Genomic DNA, 21,128 nt, shown 5'->3' with positions numbered 1-21,128 from the left:
TTCCATTCCCACGAAACCATTTCCGATTTTCTTGGAGGAAGCGCGGCAATGTCAGGCGCTGACGGATATTCTGTACTCTTTGAACCGGTTCAAATTGGGCCAGTGACGGCTCGAAACCGGTTCTACCAAGTGCCCCACTGCAACGGCATGGGGCACTTGCGACCGCAGGCCGAGGCTGCCATGCGGGCAATGAAGGCCGAGGGTGGTTGGGCCGTCGTCTCCAACCAGGAGACGGAAATTCACCCGACTTCTGACCTGTCCCCGTTTGCCGAAAACCGACTTTGGGATGAGCGGGATATTCCGGCGCTGCGCCTGATGACCGAGGCGGTGCATGGAAAGGGGTCTTTGGCGGCTATTGAATTGGCGCATAACGGTCACCACGCGCAAAATCATCTGAGCCGGGCCCCTTTGCTGGCGCCTTCAGAACTTGCCTTGCAAACTGCTTATCCCAAGCAAGCCAGGGCGATGGATAAGGCGGACATTCGCGAATTTCGCAAGTGGCATCGCGCAGCGGCTCGCCGTTCGCGCGAAGCCGGGTTCGACATCGTGTATGTATATGCCGGGCATCACATGACCTTGCCTCATCATTTCCTGCTGCCACAGTTCAATGATCGAACGGATGAGTATGGAGGTTCACTGGAGAACCGGGTGCGGCTAACCCGCGAGCTTCTTGAAGAAACCAAGGAAGAGGTTGGAGACGATTGCGCCATTGCCCTGCGATTTGCGGTTGACGAAATGCTCGGGGCAGACGGCATGCAAGCGCAGGAAGAAGGCCGTGCTGTAGTCGAGTTGCTGGCCGAGCTTCCTGACCTTTGGGATGTTAACGTGGCAGATTGGAGCAACGACTCTGCAACTACCCGGTTCGAGCCCCGCGACGGCTTTCAAACCTCATATATCGAATTCGTGAAACAGGTGACTTCCAAACCTGTTGTTGGCGTCGGGCGTCTTACGTCGCCGGATTTGATGGCGTCACTGGTCAGGAAAGGCATTCTTGATTTTATCGGCGCGGCGAGGCCATCCATCGCTGATCCGTTTCTGCCCAACAAAATCAAGGAAGGTCGCATCGAAGAAATCCGTGAGTGCATCGGTTGCAATATCTGTGTTTCATCCGACTCTCTCGGTGTCCCCATACGCTGCACACAAAACCCGACCATGGGCGAAGAGTGGCGGCGGAAATGGCATCCAGAGTTCATTGAGCGTCGGGGGAAAGAGAAAACTGCGCTCGTTGTGGGCAGCGGACCAGCCGGACTTGAATGCGCCATGCAATTGGCGCGGCGGGGATACGAGGTAACTCTGGCGGAAGCCAAGCAAGAGCTTGGCGGCCGTGTCTTGCAGGAGTCTGGTCTGACCGGGCTGTCCGCTTGGAAACGCGTCACAGATCACAGGATTTATGACCTTAGGCAAAGAGGGAACGTTCAACTGTTCACCGACAGCCTGTTGTCAGCAACCGAGGTTGTCGAGCTGGCTATTCCGAACGTCTTTGTCGCAACTGGCGCAAAATGGCGACGAGACGGGCGCGGGAAATCTGGATTTCACGGCGTATCAATAAGCGGCGGCGCTCAGGTATTTACGCCGGATGACATCATGTCAGGGACACTGCCGGGGAGCGGTCCGGTTTTGGTCTACGATGATGAACAGGCATATCTCGGTGGTGTATTGGCGGATCATCTGGCTCGGGCTGGACATGAGGTCGTCTTTGTAACCCCGGCTTCAATGGTTTCGCCGTTTACTGAACTAACGCTGGAACAAACTCGAGTACAACGCAGTCTTCTGGAGGGCGGCGTTCAACTGGTCCTGTCTCATACATTGGACAACGTGGCGCCGGGGCAGGCGACCGTGCGATGTGCGTACACGGGGCAAGAACAGACCAAAGAATGTGGTTCAGTTGTGTTGGTGACGCAGCGCGCGCGCGAAACCAACCTCTACGATGAGCTGCGCAGCTTGGCCAACAACCCGCTGACTACGCTGGAATTGATCGGAGATGCAGCAAACCCCGGCTTGATCGCGGACGCAGTATATTCGGGTCACATGGCTGCTCGGAATTTTGAACGCGAGGCGGGCGAAATTGACCGCGAATTTTTTCGTCGGGAACTCGTTTCCCTTGAACTTGTATGAGGTGCGCCATGCCAAAAGATGATTTGCAAGTTATGCGCGACTTGATGGGCTCGCAACGTGAAGGGTTCGCCTTGCCTCGTCACTTCTACACGTCTCAAGCCGTATACGAGAACGATATCAGTGCGTTCTGGAACCGAAACTGGATCTGGGTCGGCCATGTTAGCCAGGTCCCTGAGCCGGGTGATTATTTCCTGTTCGACTATGGACCCGAGTCCATCATTGTCGTTCGGGATCGTGAGGGCGAAGTGCGCGGGCATCTGAACGTATGCCGCCATCGTGGATCGCGGGTTTGCATCGAACGGAAAGGCAAAGCCCGCAACTTCATATGTCCGTATCACGCGTGGACTTTCGACTTGAACGGCAAACTGCGGAACGGTCGATCAATGGGATCGGATTTTGATCCGGGCCAGTATGGGTTGTTCCCGGTTCAGGTGAAGATATACCAAGGTCTTATATTCGTCTGTGCAGCCGCGAATGCACCACCTCTGGATGCCGCGCTGGAGCGACTCACTCCACTTTCAAAGCCGTTTGACTTTGAAAATCTGAAGGTCGCTCATGAAGCCTCGTATCCGGTTCCCGCGAACTGGAAACTGGCCTTGGAAAACTATCTGGAATGCTATCACTGCGCCCCGTCTCATCAGGACTATTCGCGCAGTCACTCGTTGAAAGATCCTGCTCAAGTTCTTGAGTTCAGCGGCGCTCTTCGCGAGCGGATGGATGAAGTCGGAGTTCCCTTGGAGGAGTTGGACCTGACCGGAGAAAACGCGCTCGCGCCGGGTGCAGATGTCTATTGGCGGCGCTACCCGCTGTTTCCCGGGTATTTGACGGGCAGCAAGGATGGTACGCCTTTGGCTCCCCCTCTGGGAAAGCTAAAGGGTCACGACGGCGGTGCCACCGATCTGGGGATCGGGACTTTGAACTACTTCCTTGTTTATGCAGATCACATGGTTGGCTACCGGTTCGTTCCGCGCGCTCTGCAGGAAACGGATATTCAGATCGTCTGGTATGTGCGCGGCGATGCTCGAGAGGGTCGTGACTACGACAAGAATGCGTTGACATGGCTCTGGCATGTCACGTCGCTCGATGATGAGCGGATCATCCGTCACAATCAGGAAGGTGTGAACTCCCACCATTTCGTGCCGGGACCGCTGTCCGAGATGGAGTGGAGCATTCCTGGTTTCTATCGCAACTACTTCAGCATGATCTGACACGCTCAGAATTCGGAGAAACACCATGACAGAGTTAACGAAGCGCAGATCAAGACGGCGCGGGGGCGGGCGTGAGGCACGTGCTGCCGTGCGAACCAGCAATGTCGCTTCGCAGGCAATCTGGCCGGGGATTGCCGGAGGAAGATACAAGCCCCTTTCAGACGCTGACATTGCGCGCATTCATGAAGCCGCCCTGAGTATTCTGGAGCGTACGGGCGTCGGTGATCCAACACAGGAAGTTCTTGATCTCGTGCTGCCCAAAGGGGCGACGGTGAACGAGCACGGCAGGCTATGCTTTCCTCGGGCCTTGATGGAAGACCTGTTGGCCAAGACCGCAAGCGAATTCTATGTCCATGCACGCGGATCTCGGGCTGGAAAGGACGATATGCACTGCACCAAGGACAAGGTGTATTACGCAAATTCCGGTACGGCGGTGACAACGTTTGACGCGGAAACGCGCAGTTACCGACCATCAACGCTCAAGGATATCTACGATTTCACCCGACTTGTAGACCGGCTCGACAACATTCACATGACCGGTGATACGGTTCTGGCAACGGATGTCCCGCAGGACTACGAGCATGACATGAGCATGCTATACGCCATTCTGGCGGGAAGCGAGAAACCGTCCTGCCTGACATTCCGCACGCGCGAACACATAAAAGACGCCATTCATATGTTCGATTTGGCATCGGGCGGGGAGGGAAAGTTCCTTGAAAAGCCTTCGGTGATTTTTGGAGGCTGTCCCATCGTCTCACCGCTTCGGTTCGGGCGGGAAAACCTGGAAATCCTGATTGATACTGCAAAAATGGGCCTTGTCTGCGACCTTGCCGTTCCGCCACAAGCCGGAGCCACGTCACCTGCGCCATTGGCCGGCACGCTGGCGCAGGCGGTGGCCGAGACCCTTTCCTGCGTGGCCGTTGCCAACCTGATCAACCCAGGAACACCTGTCGTCTTTGCGGCTTGGCCGTTCATTACTGATCTGCGCACTGGATCGTTTACTGGCGGAAGTGGCGAGCAGGCTTTGATTTCAGCCGCTGCTATTCAGATGGGCAACTTCTACAACCTACCAACCAGCGTCGGATGTGGAATGACGGATTCCAAAATCCCCGATGCGCAATATGGGCTGGAAAAAGCGCTTACCTTCGCTTTGGCGGCCCATGCGGGAGCAAACCGGTTGTGCGAGTTTGGTGGAATGCTCGGCAGCCTGATGGGCTGTAGCTTTGAGTCAATGGTGATCGACAACGAGGCAGCGGGCATGATCTCTCGAACACTGCGCGGGATCGAGGTGAGTGACGATACGCTTTCGGTCGACGTCATCCATGAATGCGCAATAGATCCCGGTCATTTCCTTGGTAATGCGCAGACCTTGCAATACATGGAGACCGAGTATGTCTACCCAATCTTGATGGATCGGGAGCTTACCGACACTTGGGAGAAGGCAGGCCGTCAGGATATGTTCGAGCGGAGCAGGTCGGTTGTGAACGATATCCTGTCCAATCACTACCCGAACTACTTTGGCAGCAAGGCTGATGAAGAGGTTCGATCCAAGTTTCCGATCAAGTTGCCGCCTGAAGAAATGCGGGCTGGGTGAGCGTAGCAGGTCGCGGTAGGGGCTCGCCACTTGCAAGGTTGCGAGGCCACCCCGAAGCCATTCCTAAGTTCTCAACGCATTCTGGCGCGTCAGGTCCTCGGTCGCCAGCCGGATGCCCTTTTCAAGGATGTCGAACATCTGGTTCAACTCGTCTTCCGAAATGATCAACGGCGGAGAAAACACACACATATTGATGATTGGCCGCAGGATCAGTCCGTTCTCCTGACAATGATGATCGATCAATGCGCCAACTGATTTATCAAGATCCAGCAAGTTATCGGCTTTGGCGTCCGCAACACACTCAACGCATCCAACCAGCCCCATACCGCGGGCATCACCGACGAGCGGCAATTCAGCTAGGGCCTGAAGGCGTTCTGCGAACAGCGGCGTGATCGCGCGGACATGCTCAAGAACGCCGTCACGCTCCATGATTTCGATCGTCTTCAAACCGGCCGCCGCGCTTACTGGGTGGCCCGAATAGGTGAAGCCATTAGAAAAGGTAGCGTCCTGGGCGTGTTCGCCGCTTATTTCTGCTATCAGCCGATCAGAAATGATGCAGGCCCCCATCGGCACATACCCTGAAGTCATTCCCTTAGCGCAGGTGATGATATCCGGCTGAATACCGAAGACGGCTTCGGACGCAAACCAATGCCCAAGCCGTCCGAACCCAGTCACAACCTCGTCCGAGATATACAGGACATCGTACTTTCGGCAGATTTCCAGACAGCGCAGATGATATCCCGGTGGAGGTACGATGACACCTCCAGAGCACAAGATCGGTTCAGCGATGAAAGCTGCGACCTTGTCTGCTCCGGTCTGCAGGATCATGTTTTCCAGATCCGCTATTTTTTCGTCCAGAAAGTCGTCGACTGTCTGCTCGGGGCGACGCGTATAAGGATTCACATTCGGCAGGAAGCGCGTCAGGTGACTTGCCTGGTCCAGCCAACCTTTGTCTCGCTCTTTTCCGGACACTGAGGCCGCCAGGTAGGTCGATCCGTGATAGGCTTTCTGCCGCGATATCACGATCTTCTTTTCAGGCTTGCCCAGAAGGTTGTTGCGAAACTGCACAAACCGAAGAGCGGAATCCACGGCGGTTGAGCCACCTGTCGTGAAGAACACATGGTTCAGGTCGCCCGGCGTCCTCTTGGCGATCTCATGCGCCAACCGGGCCGGAGCTGAGTTGGCATTGTTGAAGGGCGAAAAATACGCCATCTCTTTCGCCTGCTGGGCCATGGCATCGGCAATTTCAGTGTTTCCATAGCCCAATTGCATACACCACATGCCAGCAGGGCCGTCTATTAGGCGCTTTCCGTCCTCAGTGAAGACGTGAACGCCCAGGCCGCTTTCTGCAAAGGTGCGTTCGTTTTGGCCCAAACATGACATTCCCTCCCACGGGTGCAGGAAATGTTCGTTATCCCACTCGCGAATGGACCGAAAGTCAGAGTTGGTAAGGGTCATGCAGCGCCTTGATGAAATGGAAATCACAAAATGAACAAACATTTATTCAATGTCAATTCTTGAACTTTCGCTCTGCTAAATGCGAGAAGACAAAGGGCGACCACCCAGCGGAGGACAAACAAGATTACTCTCGAGCCTGATATCCCAACCAATGCCCGTGATCTGGGTAAGCTGCAGAACCGAAAGCAGTTGATCCAAGCGGCTGCAGAGGCCATCTACAAGTACGGAATTCGCGGCACAACCTCGGCGAGAATCCAAGAGTTGTCGGGACTGTCGCAAGGGATGGTAAACCTACACTTTGGCTCCAAAGAAAAGCTTCTGCTTGCGGTGGCTGAGGAATTGTCAGTCCGCTACGCGGAGCAGTGGAAGGTCATCGCAGCCAATCCCGAGTTGGACCCGGCAGACAAGTTAATCTCTTTCATTAAGGCAGACTTCGATCCCTTGGTCCTAAATGCACGGGACGTCGCAATTTGGTTTTCCTTCCGGGCCGAAGCGCTCTCGAACCCGAAGGTATTTCCTTTCATCGACTCGCGAGACAAAGGTTTCAGGGCGGCGATACTGGAGCTGTTGGAGCAAATAAAGGTTGAAGGCCAGTACGATGACGTAGACGTCAATCTTGCAACAGACGCATTGGTTGCTTTGCTGGAAGGGCTCTGGACCGACTACCACTTGCACTCAGAGATCTTCAAACCTTCGGAGGCTTTGAGGATCTGCCTGTTTGTACTGCAATCGATGTTTCCAAAACACTTTAGCAACCAAAAGATCTACGGATGAAGGTGGCTTTGGAAAATGGGAACCTACCAAGGTCAATCCCTAATCCGTCCGTGTCTCGTTAATGAAACGCCGCAAGTCGTTAGTCATTGGTTGGGCCTACTGGACGCACATGAGCGATGCAAAACACCAAATAGCAGCGCGCCGATGATCAGCGAACTAGCCGAAGCTTCCAACCCGCGGCCGCGCGCGATCAGCAAAATTCCAATAACAAAGTCAGTGGAAATCTACAGATGGAGTTATGAGCCGAGCCGGCATCTTCAATCCCACCGGTTATGACCGTTTTCACAACAACGACATCAGCGTCGGCATATGTAGCAAGAAGTCTCATGGTTGGGGGCAGGACCGCCAATCTCGCTCCAAGCTTCACCCGTAGCACTGCTGGGCTGAGTGATAGCTAGTATAGTGTGCAGTGTGACGGCGGACTCCTTGACTTTCACACTCTACTCAAAATCCTTGCAGTCAATGAGGGAGAGAGTTTGTGCAAGCTGAGGGATTTGTCAAAGGGCGGCCGATTGACCTGGCAGTTTTGGACTACGGGCTGTTCAAGGTTCATTCCACGGGTCGCATCATTGGGATCTGCGGCTTTCTGATCCGGACGGATCTGGGAGAAGCCATACTCATCGACACCGGGTTTCCCGAAAAATATGCGACCGATACCGAAGCCGCGGTCAAAGAAGATCTTTTGTACGAGTTTGGCGAAGTCCTAAAATGTGAACCGGAAAATCTGCCACGCGCGCAACTGGCAAAGCTCGGTCTCATTCCATCAGACATTACGTTGCAGATTTGTACCCACACTCATATCGACCATATCGGGGGATTGGGCGACTTTCCGAGCATTCCGATACTGATCTCTTCCGTGGAGCGGGCTCTGCCTCGTCCATTGTATTGGGGCGGTGTGCAGCCTTTGGAGTGGCCCGATCGGGATTACTTTTTGATTGATGGCGACGTAGAGATTGGACCAGGTATTCTGGTAATGGCGGCACCCGGTCATGCACCAGGCCAGATCGCCCTGATGGTCGATCTTCCCTCGGGTCCGGTTTTGCTCACCAGTGACGCGATATCCCGACCGTCAGAAATCGATGAGAAATTTGCAGGGTCATGGGACGAAGAAGCCGCGATTGCCAGCGCAGACAGGTTGATGCGTCTAGCATCCGAGCGAAACGCCTTTGTGATCTATGGGCATTGTCCAAATCAATGGCCAGTTCTGAAGAAAGCACCAGAGGTCTACCGTTGACCCCAACCGGTGGTCCACCTTTCCCGAAATCGATTGATCTTCCTGAAAACTACCTGACGTCCCGCCCTTGATTCAGAATGATTACATTTCCGCTGGAAACGTCACCGGCCGGTGAAATGAGAAAACTGACCCAAGAGGCGACTTGCTCGGGCTGCATCGCATGACCATGCGGCATGGCGCCAACGGCTTTCTCCAAGACTTCCTCAGACAAGACATTGAACAAGGGCGTCTCGGTCATGGCTGGCGCCAGCGAGTTCACACAGATTTTTTCCTTTGCGTATCGACGGGCTAGGTCTTTCGTAAGGGTATCCATCGCCGCCTTTGATGCCCGGTAGTGCGGAGGGTCAAATACATCGAAATTGTAAGCTCCGTTTGATGAGATATTCACAATCTTTTTGACGCCCTCGCGTTCCAACATCAATCGGACAGCCTGCTGGCAACAATGGAACGCAGAGTTGAAATTGATTGCCATCTGCCTTTCCAGTTCCTCGGGCGGTATATGCGGGAAGTCGGACATGAAGCAGGTGCCAGCGTTGTTTACCAAAGCATCGAGGCCGCCATAAGCTGACTTTATGCCATCAAACGTCTGCGCGATTGCAACTGGATCCGTCAAGTCAACGCAGAATTGTGTGAAATTTGAACCTAACTCTGCCGCCAGTTCATCCAAGCCCTCCTCGTTGAGGTCCAGTCCAAGGACGTGGAACTCACATGTCCGCAATTGGCGGCAGATAGCCTGTCCCATCCCTCCCGCGGCACCAGTCACAACGGCTGTTTTCATAGTAACTCCTCGAACCCTGGCGAAACAGTGGATATCTTGAACTACAGAAGGAAACCCGCAACGCAGGTTTCTGCAAGTATGGATAGTCAATCTCTCAAAAAATTCGGTGAGCGTCTGGTTTGGGCTCGGAGTTAGACCTTGCGATGTCATTCCACCGCGCTTTGGCGCCGGATGTGCCTTTCGACGTTGCAACTGAAGCAAACGGCAGCATGGTCCGCAAAGCAGACGTTCAAGCAAGTTGCAGCGAATGACCGGTTTGAGCCTACTTTGACTGATGCTGATCGATGCCCCAATGACAGCAATGCGCAGAAAGTGGACTTTGCAAAGCACAGCAGACGGCTCAAACCGGGCATTCCTTCTAATAAGGGCGTATGCGGCGATGAGCAGGAACTAGACTTCACGGTTGCGCCCCGACGACTTGTATCCTCATGAAGCTTCTTTTGTATCGTTTGATTGATCTTCCTTGATCGGTAGGATGGGTAAACCTTCAAAACTATTCCGGGGTCAAAAATGTATAGGTATGTGCTGACAATACTGGCTTTGTGTTGTGCAAGCTTACTTCATGCCGCCGGTATGGAGCGGTGGGGTGAATCCGGGGACTGGACAATCCTGATTGATCCCGAAAAGGGCAATGGTTGTCTCGCGTGGAAGCCCTTTGAAAATGAAATGACTGTTGAAATAGGCGCGGCGCCCAATCAGGCCGGTGGTTTTTTTGCCGCCTTTAATCCGGCCTGGGTTCAGATCGAGGACGGCGCGAAGGGCATCGTGAAGTTCGATTTTGGTGATGCGCAATTCGAAGGCGAGGCAATTGGTGTCTTCAAGAATGGCGTGCCCGGCGGTTACGCCTTTTTCGACAACCCGGCTTTTGTAACCGAGTTTGGAAAACGCCAAAGCGTTACGATTATAGGTGAAAGTGGGGCCGAGGTGGAACTCGATCTCAGCGGGTCTGCAAAAGCAATCGAAGCGGTTCTGGCGTGTCAGGCCGAACAGCCGGAACCACTGAAGAACTAAGTAGCTTCCAATTATTGCAATTGATTGATGTCCGGCACACAAGGTTGCCTGTTGGTAGGCATAGCATCAGCGCCTTCTGGAGCCTTGTTTCTGGACCCGCCCACATCCAGCTTGAACTTTGGCGACGAAAGCTGGCCAGTCACATCAAAGGGCCAGGCGCTTCGGGATAGAGGTTTGCCAACGCGCCGAGGCTCCGCTCTGAGCGCTATCGTATCGTTCAGCCAGTCCACTTGCCCCCTGGCAACCAATTGAACCGATCCTGTTTCGATGACGATGGAGTTTGACCTGACTCGCCCGGCTTGGATATCAACCGGGGCGACCACGCAAGTGATGTCGGTATAGCCTTGTCGGAACTCTTCTGAAAAGAGCCAGGGGAAAATACCCAGCCCGGCCAACTCTAGTAGACTGGTACTAATGTAACCTTGCGACATCGACAACGACGCATTGCCACGCATCGAATTGACGAAGGCCTTGCCCGAGGCGGTACTGCCAGAAACGTTGAACTCACCGCTCAAACGTCCATAGGCCTCAATACCAATGCCCAACTCATCCATGATTTCGCCGAATTCCCATCCCGAGGTCGATCCCGACAATGAAAGCCAATCAGGAGAGTCAATCAGATCCATGACCGCCCGCAGGCTGAAGTTTCCGCCACCATAAGCCATCTGAAGAGGCCCGAAATCCACGGTTCCGTCTTTGGCAGACAATTGGCTTGAAACAGACGTTACGCCTTGCTGGCCTACAATCTCTTTGAATTCGATCTGTACCTCGACGTCAGCTTCTCGCAGCACGCGCTGCACATCCAGAAGATCGGCAGGTTTCCCTTTTTCCTTTGGCAATACCAAGGGCTGGACGTCTGTCTCCTTCGGTAAAACCAAAGGTTGAACTTCGGCTTCAGGTTCCTTTGTGGTCTCGCCTACCAAGCTTTTCAGTTGGTCCAGCACGGCAGTCAGGTTCTTCAGGTCGTTGAGATCAAGCTTTTCGCTGGTGATGTTGCCCCGAACAACAGTAGCGCCCTCGGGGAAATTTGCGTCCAATGCTGCAAGAAGATGCGAGGACCCGGCTTCGAACTGGATTGCGGCATCAAAGTCCTCGCCCTGTTTGGAGGTTTCCGCATCAATAGCTAGTGCTCCGATCTCGACAGGCTGCAGATCCACTGCGGTCAGAAACTTGGCGCTGTCGTTGATGTCCAGTTCCACGTCGAAATCGAGACCGGAGAGCCCTTTTAGCTCGTTGACAGAAAGTGCGAGATCGAGTGCCCAGAGATCGGTGTCGTAAGTAGTCGCGTTAAACCTGTTGAGTGAAACCGGCCCACCCGCGTTAGATATGTCGAAATCGGCTTTGATGCCGCCGAACTGGTCAACGTAGACTTCATCGAGGTTGGGCAAAATCAACTTGGCGGGCCCGTTTAGCTCCCCATCGAAAGTCACGTCCTGAAGCTGAAGCAGATCGAGGATTTTACCTTCGGCTTTCAGGACAGGCTCTTCAATTGGACCGGCTTGCAGCGCGATGCCCAGCATGGCGAGCCGGCCGTCCGGCATGCGGCGAATGCTTTCGATTGAGGCTGGACCGATTACGTCTAACCCCTGGTCGAATGCATTAGTTTGGAACAGCAACTTCTCGAATTCGAAGGAAGCCAGGGATCCGACCATATACATTTCAAAGCCCGTGAACTTCAATTCCTGGATACTTTTTGCTGCTGGTGGCGGCTGTCCTTCGGGATAAAGTCGCGCGTTGAAAAGCAGATCGACGCCCTGAGCGGTGTAGAGGTCATCTATTGAACCTTCAGCTTCGAGTTTCTGTCCATCTTCCAGGCTTACGGTGGTTGTAAACGCCTCGATCTTCAGAGCGTCCTGAGACACGAGCTCAGCCTGCAACTGGCCATTGCCTTCCAGAACGCGTTCCAGCCCGATGACGTCCAGAAAATCACCGAATTCACCTGTGTCCATCTCCAAGACTGCGCGATAGCCGCCCCCTTCATCTGCCGAGAAGGGCTCGCCATCGTAGCTTACGGTCATTTCGCCAAAACTGGCGCGTGTCGTAAACGGTGCGGCGTGTGGGTAGTCGCCTTCGATTTCGAAAACCTGACCGTTGACGGAGCCGGAGCCCGAGACCTTTGTTCTGTGTCCATTATCTACTTGTTCGAGCGCGAGTGACTGAAGGTCAAACACAAATGAGAAGCCCGAGACCTTGTCGTCGATGTTTAACCCGATTGACCTGAAGCTGACGTTCTTGTCGCTCAGGAAGTTCAGAATTCCACTGCTTTCCGTGTCGGTCTTATCGGTACCATCAGCGCTCGCGACGTCTTTTTGATCATCCGCTGATACAGTTTCCTCTGAAGTTGGCTTGGGTGTTGGCTCGCCTTTTCGCCAGCTTGTGGTACCGTCTTCGGCCGTCAGAAGATTTGCTTGGAGGCCTTCCACGACGAGATTGTCAAAGTGCAGGCGCCTGTTGGCCAAAGCGGCGATATCCAGCTCCAGTTCCAGCAGGTTCAATTCCACAAGAGCTGACTCCGGCATTGTCAGGCTCGGGATGACCACACCACCTACGTAAATGTAACTCGTACGGCCAAGCGCGACGCTTACATCATCATGGACAAGAAGTGGCCGACCAATTTGTTCCGAAAGAACTCTTTCCACAAGGTCGCGTCGCATGTCCGAGAACATCGGAGCAGCAAACAACAACCAAACAAACGCAACTGCTGCGAAAGCGAGAAGTGCAACAAGCCCAATTACCCTAAATAGCCAAACCCTCATGCGCTCCCCTATCGCCGCTTTCGCCGTTCAGTCTCTCACAAGCAGATATTCGGCCCACCTAACTGAACGCCCCTTCTAAACCATATTCAGGTCAGTTGGGCCGTGTCACTATTCGTCTTTGATAGCCCCGCCAGTCGCTATTATTCTTCCCATCAGTACGCTTGCCCTATTGGTCGTAGCCTCTTTGGAAGACTGAATTGGTCCAAAAGTCTGAACGTCATCGACCTCCAAAGTAAACGCAGCCTTCATGAGAACGGGACCATCAACAACCAGCATTTCTTTCTGCGTCGGGTCGATCCTGATTTGCCCAGTTACAGCGATGGTTCGTAAAGCGTCGATGGCGTCCATGAGTCACTTAGGTGCAAACGCACCATCTGGTTTGGTGGTGGAGGCGGCACGTGGCTACACATTCCACGTTCCGGCACGATATATGCCATTTGGGAGCCATCTTCGTCGCGGGGTGCCGGGATCACAAATCCGCCCAACGAAACGTTCGCACCATCGATGTCGACATTGGCGGCCGTGCCCGCCTTTTCACGTCTTTCCATCACAACCCAGCGTTGGGAAATCAGCCAGTTCGCATCAATGCCTTCCTCAGCAAGGGTTGCTTCGGTCGTCTCGATATCCAGTTGAAGCTGGTCCAGCTGTTCTGGCGTGGCCCCGACTTTTTCTAGTAGTGCTTGCAACCTGACCAATTTACGAAGCGCGTTAAGCTGTTTGTCAGTCAATTCAACGAAAGGATCTTCGTAGTCCTGAGCGGATTCAACGATCAGGTCTGACCACTCAACACGATTACCTTCCGAATGAGCCGGCAATGCCAAAAAGCATGTAGTTATTACTGCAAAGGAAAGACGCATTGTCATATGCTCCTCAATTGTCCGCAAAGCAGCTCCCATTGCCACTGGCTCTGACGGGTCATCATTCAGTTGCACCGGATTCCTGCGCGAGCAGGACGCGTGCTCACGAAAGGGTAGCAAGCGCAAAAAATACAAGAAGGGCTTTTTCCATCGCTAGGTCTGGTGTCCGGGTTTTGACCTTGGGCCGGGGTTCACAGAAAGATCGCCCCGGCCAGCGTCAGGGCAAACGAGGTAATTCTTGCCCTGAAACACCGTACCTTAGTCTAGTTGAGAAGATCACCGACGATGCCGACAGCATCAACAACGGTAGAGAGGTCATTCGTAACTTCGAGGACTTCACCATCGACCTGAATGTAGCGGTTTCCATTGCCCGGCTCCTTCAGCTTCCATTTGGAAAGGTCCCCGATTTCTTCGAACTCCAGGTCAGATGGGAGCTTGGCACCGCGCGTGTAGCGCTTGATCTGGCCAGGTGGCACAGCCTTTGGGCCTTTGCCGGGTTTGTCTTCGATCTGAATGCTGACATTTCCGTCCTTGCCGCCCTTGTTCGGCTTCTTACCCTTGTTGTCTTTGGCATAAGCATCGCTGCCTCCAAGGATGAAAAACACAACTGATAAGGCTGCGAGAATTCCGTACACGATCTTCATAGACTGTTCCTTTGCTTCCTAACTTCATTCAACCGGAGTTGAAAATTCCGGCACGCGCTTCAGGGCTTCAACCATGTCCGCGCTCGTCATCAGTTCGATGAACCTGTAGTCTTTTAGCACCCCTTGGCTCAGACGCGAAAATACATGGCCTGCACCATGCCTGGATCGTCCGGGAAACGGACGGTGATGTAGTTCTTGCCATCTGCCAGTCCCCAAAAATAGCTTATCATCTCACCGCCCATTGCGGCGAGTGCAGCGCCCATGTCCTTTTCCCGGTCGGTCGGGTTGTCGATCATGGTTTGCCAGGCATCGGGGTTTGGTTCCCCGATCCCCAGATAGTATCGGCTTTGGGTTTGTTCCGCTGCTGCTCCAGCAACGCCGATCCCAAAAACGCAAAGAGCTACTGCGATTGCCTTGTTCATTGATCGCTCCCCTGTTCAGGATCGACGATGCAAGGCGCAGGTGTCAAATTCCCGCATACTCTGCTCATTCGAGTGTATTCTTGTAGAAGACGCCGTCTTTCATGATCACGCGAATGGTCTCAAACCCTCGATCACGCGCAGGTGCATCAAACCATTTCGGATTTGCGCCAAGAACCGACAGGTCCTCCAGTGGGTTCCCGTCGACAATAAGGATGTCTGCATAGGCCCCTTCTTCGATCACGCCCAGTTTGTTGGGATATGCGCCCTGTTCGATCACACCCAGCGGGCCTGCTGTGTAGGGGTTGAGTTTTCCTGAAAGCGCCAGAAGTGCGGCGGACTTTGACGTGGCTTGTTGCAGGATTTCGTGTGAAGTCCATGCCTCCAGCCGGTATTTGAAATCATCGTTTTGCTTGGTCAGCGCGACGGGATCGCCGATGATATCGGTCGAGAACGCAACGTTCTCGATCTCATACTCTTTCAACAGTTTCATCTGGTTGCGCGCACCTGCCTGAACATCAAGGAATTTGGGAGCTGCCGCAGGGCCAAGCGCCTTCTTTACAACTTCCTCATCAAGCCCAAGCAGAGAATAAAACGGGACGATCTAGGCGCCAGAATCCTTGATGGCCTGCGCTGACACTTCAGTCATCAGTTGTCCATGTTCTATGCTGATGACGCCCGCTTCCAGCGACCGCAGGATCGAGTCGTCGTTATACGCGTGGACCATGACATAGGTTCCCCAATCAGCCGCCGCGCGAACCGAAGCCTCCAACTCTTCCGGTAATCCTTGAACGGTGTGCAACGGATCAACCGAAGATGACACACCACCGCCTGCCATTACCTTGATCTGCACAGCGCCCATACGCAGCGCTTCGCGCGTTGCCCGCAGTACTTCGGGCACGCCATCGGCCAAGAACTCGACATGCTGGTTGAAGAAAGACGGCTGCGCCCCCATGAAGTTCGGGTGGGGTTCGGTATAGACCCGATGCTCGCCATGTCCGGAAGTCTGCGAGATGACCGGCCCTGATGCGTAAATCCTTGGCCCTACGGCCTTTCCACGATCAATAGCTTTTTGCAGACCAATTGCCGGGCCACCCGCATCCCGAACGGTTGTAAAACCACGCAGTAGCATTTTCTCGGCTTCAATTGTGGAAACCGCGCCCCAATACATCCAGTCAAAATTGTCCCTCAGGTCCGCGACGGGCTCGGTGATTGCCATATGTACGTGCGCATCGATCAAGCCCGGCATCAGCGTTCGACCTCCACCGTCAATGATCTGGGCATTGGCAACGGCCAGCGGTTCCGACGATACTTCCGCGATCAGATTGTCCACGACCAGAACGTTTGCGTTCTCAATTCGCTGTTCATCGACACCGTTAAATACGTGCACGTTGGTAAATAGGATTGGAAAGCTCTCATCCTGCGCAAAACCTTGGCCCGCGATTGCCAGGCTTGCAGAAAAGGCTGTCGTGGCCACCAGGTGTTTGAATTTCGGTGTCATTGAGGCCCTCCAAATACGAATCAAAGATGTATGTTTCTGAATATGATTTTAGAGTGATTGCCGGATTTTGCCTGACAGTATGGCGGGCTGCGCCAAATTGATTTGGCATTCTGCATGCTTTTGGCGCCTTTTTGTGTGTTTTCTGTCTTTCTGTCGTTACCTTCATGATATTTGAGGGCGACATGGGCGTATTTGAGCAAAACACAAAGAAGGCCTTGCCGCTGGTTCGGGCATCGGTTGCTGCACCGGTGGTAGCTGCTTTGCGTGGTGCCGGTGTTGAACCAGCCTTCGTTCTGGACCCTCTTGGCGTGAGCGAAGTTCAGGTGATGGATCGCCAGAATTTCCTGCCACACGAAACGATTTATAAAATCCATCAAGCCGCTGCTGACGCAACATCACCGGACTTCTGTGCGCAAGTTGGTCAATCAATCGACCTTGTTCGGTTTCTGCCTCTTGGTGACATGTTGGCAGAGGCGTTGACGCTGGGCGACTTCTTTACGCGCTACACTCAAGCCGTCTCGAAAGAATCCAACGCGGTCACGCAGTCGCTGCTTGTGGAAGGGGAGCACGCTTATTTCAGTGCTAAGCGGAATTTCAGCATTTCGGTTTCACCCGGACAGACCGACGCATTTCTGGCGAGCATCTGGGTATCATTGCTGCATCGGGTTCTCGATTTCAGGTGGGACCCGAGCCAGATCATTTTACGGGTAAGCGAACCTGACGTGTTGCCAAAGCACTTTCATGGTGTTCAAGCCATTAAGTGTAGCCCTCAGGGCTTTTCGATCCGGTTTCCTTCACCCTGGCTGAGCCATCAGTTGCTCTCGGAAACATTGGAAAACCCGTCAGACCTGACAAGCGATTTCCTCGACCAGCATGCGCCTCAAGATTTCTTAGCCGGGCTTCAGGGCCTCATCCGGATTCATCTTGGCGAGCCGGGATTTGGTGTTGACGAACTGGCGCGCCTATGCGGTTTCCACCGGGAGACATTGAACAACCGGCTGGCCTCTTATGGGCAATCAGCATCTCAGGTCATATCTGCTGTCAAACTGGAAGAAGCAAAGAAGCTGCTGGGTCCGGTGCGAAAGTCCGTTGGTGAGACCGCACTGCGGCTTGGTTACGCAGACCCCACTGCGTTTTCGAGGGCCTTCCGTAAATGGTCTGGAATGTCGCCGTCGGGTTTTAAGAAAACGGTAAAAGAACTGGGCTGAAAACCGGCGCCAGTGCGGTCGCATGCAGCTCGCCGTCGTTTCTTCGAGCATTGGATGAGAACACTAGCCGTATAAATCCCAAATTGCGCGCACGTTGTGAAAAACTGGTCGAGCGCCTGCAACACCATTCACGCATGTCCGGTTCTGCAAAAAGCTAGAATTGCAAAGTTCTGGGCTGAACGTCCGGTTTGGGCTGAGACCAGTCATCAGAAAGCAATGAGCCTACGGCAACTTTCTCCGCATTGCGAATGAGCGAAAGCACCTCGGGAGGATTGCAATTCTGGCAACAGATCAAAACAGCGTGGCAATCGCTTTATGAAGCGGACAATTATCCAGATTGTGAGCAGCGCAGTTCCCGTCAGCGCTATCTGGATCTACTTGTTGGACCATGAAGCTTGATGATTGCGGTTTGTGTTCCTTTCGTCTGAGTAATAGACACTTGATGCGGTGTTTTTGGGGAGAGTGGCTGTCCCCCTGAAGTCCCGTGTCGCTTGTGTTTAGCAAATCAAAACCGAGTTGAACGATTGACATGCATTCGCAGTTGGTATGCTATCCGCAGCCATAACGTTAACAGAAATTTGCGACACGGTATCGTGAATTCAATGCAGTTAAACGGCTGCAATATGGGAGAAAATAATGAAAAATCCAATACTCGTACTGACGCTTTTGATGACGACGACGTCTTTGGCCAGTGCCGAAACTCTGCGTTGGGCGCGCTCGGGGGATGCGCTGACGCTTGACCCGCATTCGCAGAACGAAGGGCCGACGCATACCGTGCGCCACCAGATGTATGAACCTCTGATCATTCGGGATACGAGCGGTGCTTTCGAGCCTGCGCTGGCGACCGATTGGGCCCCCAGCGAGAGTGATCCGAATGTCTGGGTGTTCAATCTGCGTCAGGGCGTGAAATTCCACGACGGCGCCGATTTCACTGCAGAAGACGTGGTGTTCAGCATCAACCGTGCGAAGCAGCCGAACTCGGACATGAAAGAACTGATCAATTCGATTGTCGAGGTGCGCGCTGTCGACGACCACACGATCGAGATCGAGACGGACGGTCCGAACCCCATTCTGCCTGCGAACCTCACCGACCTGTTCATCATGGACAAGGGCTGGACCGAGGCGAATAACGCGGTCAACGTTCAGGACTTTGAAGGCGGTGAGATCACCTTTGCGACCGTCAATGTGAATGGAACCGGCCCCTACAAACTGGTCAGCCGCGAACCAGACGTCAAAACGGTGATGGAGCGGAACGAAGATTATTGGGGGCGTGATCAGTTCCCGATGGCGATCAGCGAAATCATCTATACCCCGATCCAGAATGACGCGACCCGCGTTGCGGCAATGCTGTCGGGCGAGGTGAACTTCCTTCAGGATATGCCGGTGCAGGACCTGGACCGGGTGAATGCCGTCGACGGTTTGGTCGTCAAACAAGCGCCGCAAAACCGGGTGATCTTCTTTGGCATGAACCAGGGCTCGGATGACATCGAGGCGGATAACGTCGATGGCAAGAACCCACTTGCCGACGTCCGCGTTCGTCGGGCCATGTCCAAAGCGATCAATCGAGATGCCATCCAACAGGTGGTCATGCGCGGTCAGTCGCAACCTGCCGGGATGATCGCCCCGCCGTTCGTGAACGGCTGGACTGCCGAGATGGACAGTGAAAGCAGCACGGATGTTGAAGGTGCAAAGGCGCTTTTGGCCGAAGCGGGTTATCCGGACGGTTTCTCGATCCGGCTGGATTGTCCCAACGACCGGTACATCAACGACGAAGGTATCTGTCAGGCCGCTGTCGGGATGCTGGGTCAGATTGGCATCACTGTGAATCTGGATGCCAAACCGAAAGCGCAGCATTTCCCGCTGATCACGGACGGAAAGACCGATTTCTACATGCTGGGTTGGGGCGTTCCGACGTATGACTCGGAATACATCTTCAACTTCCTGGTCCATGGCCGTGAAAGCGACATCGGGACGTGGAACGGCACCGGGTATGACAATGATGAGTTGGATGCCAAGATCGAGTCGCTGGCCTCGAACACGGATCTCGTCGCGCGAGATCAGGCTATCGCCGAGATCTGGCGGGTGGTGCAGGATGAACAGCTGTATATTCCGATCCACCATCAAGTGTTGAACTGGGGTATGGCTGAAAACCTGGACATCAACGTTGATCCCGAAGATCAGCCTATGGTCAAGCATTTTGGCCTGAAGTAAGAAACGTGGCGGGCCTCGGGATGCGAGGCCCGCCACCAAAGAGTGGGAGCTATCATGAAACGTCTGACCACTGCCGCGCTATTCTGCGCGCTTGCCTTGCCCGTCGCAGGCGAAGAGTTCACGTTTGCCGTTACAACGGACCCGCAAACAATGGATCCGCATGCCGTCAACTCTGCCCCGGTTCTAGGTTTCTTGAACAACGTCTACGAAGGGCTTGTGCGCAGGGGCAAGGACATGACCATTGAACCGGCGCTGGCCACCAGTTGGGAGACCATCGGGGACGGAGCTGGATGGCGGTTCAAACTGCGCGAGGGCGTAGCGTTTCATGATGGTTCTGAATTCAATGCGGATGACGTGATCTTCTCGTACCAGCGGGCGTCTGACGAAAATTCGGACACACGCAGCTGGTTCGCACCCGTCAGCGAGGTGGTGAAGGTTGACGACTACACCGTCGATGTCATGACCACCGCGCCGAACCCGATTTTTCCGGACAGCATTGCCAACTGGATGATCATGGATAGCGGCTGGGCCGAGGCAAACGACGCAGCACTGCCTGACAAAGAATCGGGCAACTATGCGACCCTGAACGCCAATGGCACCGGTGCTTTCCGAGTTACCGCTCGAGAGCCGGGCCTGCGCACTGTTCTGGAGCCGTTCGACGGCTGGTGGGACACAGCAGAACACAACCTGACCCGCGCTGAATTGGTGCCAATCCAAAACCCGGCAACCGCTCTGGCGGCTTTGTTGTCCGGAGATGTCGACTTCATCAACCCGGTCCCAATTCAGGATGTGGCTCGGTTGCAAGGCAATCCGGATGTGAAGGTCATTCAGGGCGTCGAAGCGCGCGTGATCATGCTGGGGTTTGATCAGAAGGAAGGCGCGAGCGAAGCCGGGCAGGGTGGCTCGGACCTTTTCCGAGATGTGCGCGTCCGCGAGGCGGTGGCAAAGGCAGTTAACGTTCCCGCTATCCTGCAAACCATCATGCGCGGCAATGCTGAGGTGGCGAGCCAGTTGGTCAGTCCTGCGATGCGCGGCTATTCGGCTGCAAATGCGGACCCCTATGGCTACGATCCCGAGGGTGCCAAGGCTTTGCTGGCTGAGGCTGGCGCTGAGGGGGCCGAGATCAGCTTTAAGTGCCCCAACAATCGCTACCTGAACGACGAAGCTGTTTGCCAGGCGATCACCGCCATGCTGTCTCAGGCCGGGCTGAACGTGACGCTCGATGCGATGCCGGTTCAGAACTACTGGCCTGAACTGCGGGCCGACAATTTTGATATGTATCTGTTGGGTTGGTCACCCGGTACGTTTGATGCCGAGCATCCCGTGCGTTTTCTCGCTTCGACCCCGAATGAGGAAAAGA

At 54.3% G+C, this 21,128-nt stretch carries 18 protein-coding genes; 9 read left to right on the top strand and 9 right to left on the bottom strand.

Annotated elements, in window-relative coordinates; translation table 11 throughout:
- Positions 1–48: 48 nt before the first annotated feature.
- The 3 genes from AC2FM5_RS12465 to AC2FM5_RS12455 are packed head-to-tail and all read left to right on the top strand — an operon-like array spanning position 49 to position 4,917.
- Positions 49–2,115: an oxidoreductase gene (locus AC2FM5_RS12465; protein WP_496735906.1), complete on the top strand. Its 2,067-nt coding sequence runs from the start codon at positions 49–51 to the stop codon at positions 2,113–2,115.
- An 8-nt stretch (positions 2,116–2,123) separates the two neighbouring features.
- Positions 2,124–3,323 (top strand): aromatic ring-hydroxylating oxygenase subunit alpha, encoded by a 1,200-nt coding sequence (locus tag AC2FM5_RS12460; RefSeq protein ID WP_496735904.1) that lies wholly within the window; start codon positions 2,124–2,126, stop codon positions 3,321–3,323.
- 25 nt (positions 3,324–3,348) lie between these two features.
- Complete coding sequence (locus AC2FM5_RS12455) at positions 3,349–4,917, top strand: trimethylamine methyltransferase family protein (RefSeq protein WP_496735902.1); 1,569 nt, start codon at positions 3,349–3,351, stop codon at positions 4,915–4,917.
- Between the two features lie 63 nt (positions 4,918–4,980).
- Here the strand turns inward: AC2FM5_RS12455 and AC2FM5_RS12450 are convergent, their stop codons facing one another.
- Positions 4,981–6,375 (bottom strand): aminotransferase, encoded by a 1,395-nt coding sequence (locus tag AC2FM5_RS12450; RefSeq protein WP_496735918.1) that lies wholly within the window; start codon positions 6,373–6,375, stop codon positions 4,981–4,983.
- A gap of 189 nt (positions 6,376–6,564) precedes the next feature.
- On the opposite strand from AC2FM5_RS12450, the gene AC2FM5_RS12445 reads away from it, so the two are divergent.
- Together AC2FM5_RS12445 and AC2FM5_RS12440 are read left to right on the top strand one after the other, a co-directional pair.
- Positions 6,565–7,149 carry a TetR/AcrR family transcriptional regulator gene (locus AC2FM5_RS12445; protein ID WP_254435495.1) on the top strand — a complete coding sequence of 195 codons (585 nt, stop codon included), beginning with the start codon at positions 6,565–6,567 and terminating at the stop codon, positions 7,147–7,149.
- Positions 7,150–7,627: 478 nt separating this feature from the next.
- Positions 7,628–8,383 (top strand): N-acyl homoserine lactonase family protein, encoded by a 756-nt coding sequence (locus AC2FM5_RS12440; protein WP_496735900.1) that lies wholly within the window; start codon positions 7,628–7,630, stop codon positions 8,381–8,383.
- Between the two features lie 49 nt (positions 8,384–8,432).
- On the opposite strand, the gene AC2FM5_RS12435 is transcribed toward AC2FM5_RS12440, so the two are convergent.
- Positions 8,433–9,161, bottom strand: coding sequence for an SDR family NAD(P)-dependent oxidoreductase (locus AC2FM5_RS12435; RefSeq protein WP_170357411.1), 729 nt, complete (start codon positions 9,159–9,161; stop codon positions 8,433–8,435).
- A gap of 510 nt (positions 9,162–9,671) precedes the next feature.
- On the opposite strand from AC2FM5_RS12435, the gene AC2FM5_RS12430 reads away from it, so the two are divergent.
- Positions 9,672–10,172, top strand: a complete 501-nt coding sequence (locus AC2FM5_RS12430; RefSeq protein ID WP_170357416.1) for a hypothetical protein — start codon at positions 9,672–9,674, stop codon at positions 10,170–10,172.
- A gap of 11 nt (positions 10,173–10,183) precedes the next feature.
- On the opposite strand, the gene AC2FM5_RS12425 is transcribed toward AC2FM5_RS12430, so the two are convergent.
- From AC2FM5_RS12425 to AC2FM5_RS12395, 7 genes are all read right to left on the bottom strand, one after another.
- Complete coding sequence (locus AC2FM5_RS12425; RefSeq protein WP_496735897.1) at positions 10,184–12,928, bottom strand: AsmA family protein; 2,745 nt, start codon at positions 12,926–12,928, stop codon at positions 10,184–10,186.
- A 108-nt stretch (positions 12,929–13,036) separates the two neighbouring features.
- Positions 13,037–13,276, bottom strand: a complete 240-nt coding sequence (locus tag AC2FM5_RS12420) for a hypothetical protein (RefSeq protein WP_496735895.1) — start codon at positions 13,274–13,276, stop codon at positions 13,037–13,039.
- Positions 13,240–13,785 (bottom strand): DUF3299 domain-containing protein, encoded by a 546-nt coding sequence (locus tag AC2FM5_RS12415; RefSeq protein WP_496735893.1) that lies wholly within the window; start codon positions 13,783–13,785, stop codon positions 13,240–13,242. Before AC2FM5_RS12415 ends, AC2FM5_RS12420 begins: the two co-directional genes overlap by 37 nt.
- Positions 13,786–14,048: 263 nt before the next feature.
- A complete protein-coding gene (locus AC2FM5_RS12410) occupies positions 14,049–14,429 on the bottom strand; it encodes a hypothetical protein (protein WP_496735891.1) in 381 nt (126 codons plus the stop codon).
- A 128-nt stretch (positions 14,430–14,557) separates the two neighbouring features.
- The gene (locus AC2FM5_RS12405; protein ID WP_496735889.1) at positions 14,558–14,851 is read right to left on the bottom strand and encodes a hypothetical protein; all 294 of its coding nucleotides are present in this window, start codon (positions 14,849–14,851) and stop codon (positions 14,558–14,560) included.
- A 64-nt stretch (positions 14,852–14,915) separates the two neighbouring features.
- On the bottom strand, positions 14,916–15,341 hold the full coding sequence (locus AC2FM5_RS12400) for a hypothetical protein (protein ID WP_496735887.1): 426 nt from the start codon (positions 15,339–15,341) through the stop codon (positions 14,916–14,918).
- 111 nt (positions 15,342–15,452) lie between these two features.
- Complete coding sequence (locus tag AC2FM5_RS12395; RefSeq protein ID WP_496735885.1) at positions 15,453–16,349, bottom strand: amidohydrolase family protein; 897 nt, start codon at positions 16,347–16,349, stop codon at positions 15,453–15,455.
- Between the two features lie 182 nt (positions 16,350–16,531).
- Here AC2FM5_RS12395 and AC2FM5_RS12390 point away from each other — a divergent pair, with 182 nt between their 5' ends.
- The 3 genes from AC2FM5_RS12390 to AC2FM5_RS12380 all read left to right on the top strand — a co-directional run.
- Positions 16,532–17,557, top strand: a complete 1,026-nt coding sequence (locus AC2FM5_RS12390; RefSeq protein WP_496735883.1) for a helix-turn-helix domain-containing protein — start codon at positions 16,532–16,534, stop codon at positions 17,555–17,557.
- A gap of 636 nt (positions 17,558–18,193) precedes the next feature.
- Positions 18,194–19,768, top strand: coding sequence for an ABC transporter substrate-binding protein (locus AC2FM5_RS12385; protein ID WP_170442185.1), 1,575 nt, complete (start codon positions 18,194–18,196; stop codon positions 19,766–19,768).
- A gap of 54 nt (positions 19,769–19,822) precedes the next feature.
- The coding region (locus AC2FM5_RS12380; RefSeq protein WP_496735881.1) for an ABC transporter substrate-binding protein at positions 19,823–21,128 on the top strand (1,306 nt) is incomplete at its 3' end.

It is taken from the genome of Ruegeria sp. BHSA162, assembly GCF_059613385.1.
Note: the sequence above shows the minus strand (reverse complement) of the source record. Positions and strands in the feature narration are given on the sequence as shown.